Origin of the sequence: Leyella stercorea DSM 18206 (genome assembly GCF_000235885.1) — a bacterium.
GTDB classification, from domain to species: domain Bacteria; phylum Bacteroidota; class Bacteroidia; order Bacteroidales; family Bacteroidaceae; genus Prevotella; species Prevotella stercorea.
The window spans coordinates 1-4,091 of record NZ_JH379475.1; the positions used below are offsets into that span (position 1 = coordinate 1).

Annotated in this window: 3 protein-coding genes; 2 read left to right on the plus strand and 1 reads right to left on the minus strand. The window is 47.6% G+C overall.

Going from position 1 to position 4,091, the window contains the following annotated elements:
- The coding region (locus HMPREF0673_RS12905; RefSeq protein ID WP_245544259.1) for an outer membrane beta-barrel protein at positions 1-525 on the plus strand (525 nt) is incomplete at its 5' end.
- 832 nt (positions 526-1,357) lie between these two features.
- Positions 1,358-2,617 (plus strand): ATP-binding protein, encoded by a 1,260-nt coding sequence (locus tag HMPREF0673_RS12915; protein WP_007903336.1) that lies wholly within the window; start codon positions 1,358-1,360, stop codon positions 2,615-2,617.
- Between the two features lie 239 nt (positions 2,618-2,856).
- On the opposite strand, the gene HMPREF0673_RS12920 is transcribed toward HMPREF0673_RS12915, so the two are convergent.
- Entirely contained in the window at positions 2,857-4,038 is a 1,182-nt protein-coding gene (locus HMPREF0673_RS12920) for a VapE domain-containing protein (protein WP_007903337.1), read from the minus strand.
- Between the last annotated feature and the right edge of the window lie 53 nt (positions 4,039-4,091).

Below are 4,091 nucleotides of genomic sequence, written 5' to 3' on the forward strand. Positions count from 1 at the left end.
GTGTCAAAGAACTTCAACATCGACTATACCTCGTCTCTGCAGTTGACGGCAACAGTGCCCGTTAGCATCGGCAAGTGGTATAATGCCAACTATGTGCTCACGTGCTATAAGGACCGCTACAAGAGCAGCGACTGGTATGGCTACTCGTTCGACCGCAGCAAGTGGGCTACGATGCTCAACCTCTCCAACACGTTCACCTTCTCGCGCAAGCCTATGGTGGCTCTTGATGTCAACGCCTTCTTCCGCACGCCTACCATTGTCGGTCTGTGGAACTACAGCCGCCAGTGGAATCTGGATGCAGGTCTGAAGTGCCAGTTCCTAAAGAATCATGCCGTAGTGGCGTTGAACGTGTCGGACATCTTTGAGAGCGGTATGCCGCTGCTGAAGGAGAAGTTCTATACACAGCGTCAGACTACCGACGTACGCTTCTACCGTCGCAGTATCTTCCTTTCGTTCACGTACAAGTTCCGCAACTTCAAGGAGCAGAACGCAGGAAGCGTCGATACGTCGCGCTTGGGATATTAAGCAGGGAACGTCAATGCAGGGTTTCTATCTTCGGTTAAATATTATTCGCCAACACCGAATAAAATCCATTGTTTTTATTTTGTCGTACCGAATACTTCCGTGAGAAACGTATCTGGCTAAATAGTTTATACAACCGTATCTTCTTTAACGATTTGATAGTGCGCCATAAGATTAAAAATGAAGATGCTTTGCGTCTTTGTGTGCGCCGTTTGGCAGAGAGCGTCATGCAGCCTTGTTCGTTGAACAGACTGAGCAAATTACTCTATATAAGAGATATAATAAGAGCGTATATTATTTCAATCGCAATATAGAGGTCGACTTCTATATACCCGACGAAGGGTTGGCTATTCAAGCGAGTTATAGAATGAGCGACGCGGTGACAATTGAACGTGAGACAAAAGCACTCGTAGCTCTAAACTCTCTATATACTCTTAAAAAAGCTATGATTATTACATACGAGGACGAAGGCGAAATAGAGCGTGATGGATTAAGAATTGAAATAATACCGAGTTGGAAATGGGTGTTAAATGAAGGTCATTCTGACACAAACAGACAATGTTTCTATTATTAGTTGATTATCAGTATTATACGTTCTAAACGGTAGAAAAGTGACTGTGTGGATTCTGATTAGATACGAAAAGGTAAATATTTAACGTATATTACCTATCATACCCTTTGTTCTAAAAAGCATTTTGTGTAGTTTACGATGCAACATTTTGCTGTTTTTTACTTGGTAAACGCAGTTTTTCCATTGATTGTGCTGGATTTTGGGATAAAACAATTATTTTTGCGGTGTAAAATATGATACCAATATCAAAAATAGTACTCTAATATGATATTTGAACGTAAGAAATATCTGGATGAACTTATCGCAGGACGTGGGAATGGACTTGTGAAGATTATAACAGGTGTCAGACGATGTGGAAAGTCTTTCCTGCTGTTTGATATCTGGCATAACTGGCTGTTGGAACATGGTGTGACTGATAATCACATCATCGAAATACAACTTGATGATTTCCGAAACAGACGGTTGAGAAAGCCTGATGCCTTGCTCGACTATATAGATTCAAAGGTTGTGGATGATGGCAAACCTTATTATATAGTCTTGGACGAGGTACAGTTGGTAGAAGAATTTGTGGAGGTTATTCTTAGCTTGACACACATGAGGAATGTAGATGTGTATGTGTCAGGCTCAAACTCTCGTTTCCTGTCAAGTGATGTTGTGACTGAGTTCCGAGGCAGAGGTGACGAGATACGCATCTGGCCTCTCACCTTTGACGAATACTTTAGTGGTATTGGTGGAGATATTCGCAAAGCTTGGTTGGATTACTATACTTTTGGAGGACTGCCACAGGTGGCTTTGCTTGAAACGGAAGAAAAGAAAACAGACTATTTGCGTGGTCTGTATGAAACTACCTATCTGCGTGACGTAATTGAGCGCAACCATCTGCGTAATCCTGAAGGAATGAAGGAATTGGTGCGTGTTATAGCCTCTGGCATTGGTTCGTCAACCAATCCAACGAGAATAGCCAATACCTTTCAATCTTCACAAGGGGTAACCATAAAAAGAGACACTATAAAACAATACATTGACTATCTGAAAGACTCTTTCTTGATAGAAGAAGCTTTGCGCTATGATGTGAAAGGCAGAAAATATATTGGTACCGAGACGAAATACTACTTCGCAGACATCGGTATTCGTGCAGCCATTCTTAACTATCGTCAGCAGGAGGAAACACACATTATGGAAAACATTATCTATAATGAGCTTCGCAGTCGAGGATATAATGTGGACGTAGGATTGGTTGAACTTGGTGGCAAGGATGAGAACGGTAAGTTTGTCAGAAAACAGTTGGAGGTAGACTTTGTGGTGAACCGCCCTCCATACAGAGTGTATATCCAGTCGGCTTTCCACATGCCTACGCCAGAAAAGGAACAGCAAGAACGTCGCCCATTATTGTCAATCAATGACCACTTTCGTAAGATTGTCATTGTTGGTGATGACATTCATCGCAAGGAGGACGAACTTGGTGTGTTGACTGTCGGACTGTTGGATTTCTTGACAGACAAGAAAATACTTGAACAAGGTTAAACGCAATCGGGTAAAAACAGATTCTTTTAACTCAAAGCGGTTATTAGGAATTCTCTTTTCCGTACGACACGGAGAATTCCTAATGACCGAGGGTTTTTATTATAAAAAGTGTCATATCTGTCAGCATTGCCTGTACACCGCTAATTATCAGCGACTTGAAGGCTGACAGATGCTGCCCCGACCAGCAGTATCTATCAGCCTATCTACCAGTTCATCTACCAGTCATAAGACATGGCAGCCTACGCATCTCGACGCACAACGAGGTAGCGCGCGCCGGTTTCGCACTTGCGGCGGCGCATACCCTGTAGGTTGGCCAGCTTTCGCCCGAACGAAATCAGACTGTTCACCTTCAGCGAGGCACCCACCTTACGCTTTATTACGTCGAATATTTCCGCCGCCGACATCCACTCGGCATTCTCGTCGAGCGGATCCTGCGCTATCGCGAAGCAGAGGTCGAAATACTGGTCGGCAGGTTCCTGCACCTCGTAGCGGCGGTTCCAGAGCATTATCTGCTCGGTCTCCGCCTTGTCGAACCAGCAGCGGTGTCCGTTGCGCAAGAGCTGCAGCGCCTGGGCGAAGAGTTGGCGATGGTTGGGCACACGGGTGGTGTCGATGGGTGCCGTCAGCTCGATGCCGATGAAGCGACGGTTGCCCGACGGGTCGGCGAGGATGTCGGTCATGTTGCTCGTGGCGATGAACGACGCCTTGCGCGGCAGTTCCTCGATGCGTGTGCCATAAGGCCGTTTCGCCTTTATCGAGGGCAGCTGTATGATGTTCTTCAGAAAGCCCTGCTGCACGCGCGGCGAAATCTGGTTGAACTCGTCGAGGTTGATGAGCAGCTGCTGCGACATGGCGAGCATCACCTGTCGGCGGTCGGAGATGGCAAGACTGTCGGTGTAGCCCCACCTTAGTGCGTCGGGCAGCAGTTGGCGGCAGAACGTGCTCTTATTGTAGCCCTGCGGCGAGATGAGCAGCGGCGCGACGCTGTTGCCGTAGAGTCTGCCTGGCGTGTTCTGCCACTGGGCGACCATGGCGAGCATCCATGTGGTGAACCACTCGCGCCACAGCGGAGCGTCGGTGGGCACGGTGCCGGCGAGGTCGCCTATGTGGTCGTGCCCGTCCCATGCGCCTTCGCACGAGGCGAGGTAGTCGCCTACGGGGTCGAACGCACGCACATAGTCCGACTCGATGTAGTTGTTCACATCGTTCTGGCTCACCTCTATCCCCTCGCGCTGCACCTCAAGTATGATGCGGCGGCGCGTGCGTGGGTCGAGCGGCTCGAAGCCGTCGGAGGTACTGCCCGTGTGGCGAAACTCTGTGCAGTTCATTACGGTGTTGTAGCGGAAGGCGTAGCGCATGGTGAGGAAGCCGATCATGCGGTCGACGGCGTTCATTGTGTCTTTGTTTGTTGTGTCTTTCATGTGTGTATTGTGTGTTGATATAGTGTCTTTTTTTAAATAAGGTTGACACCCTA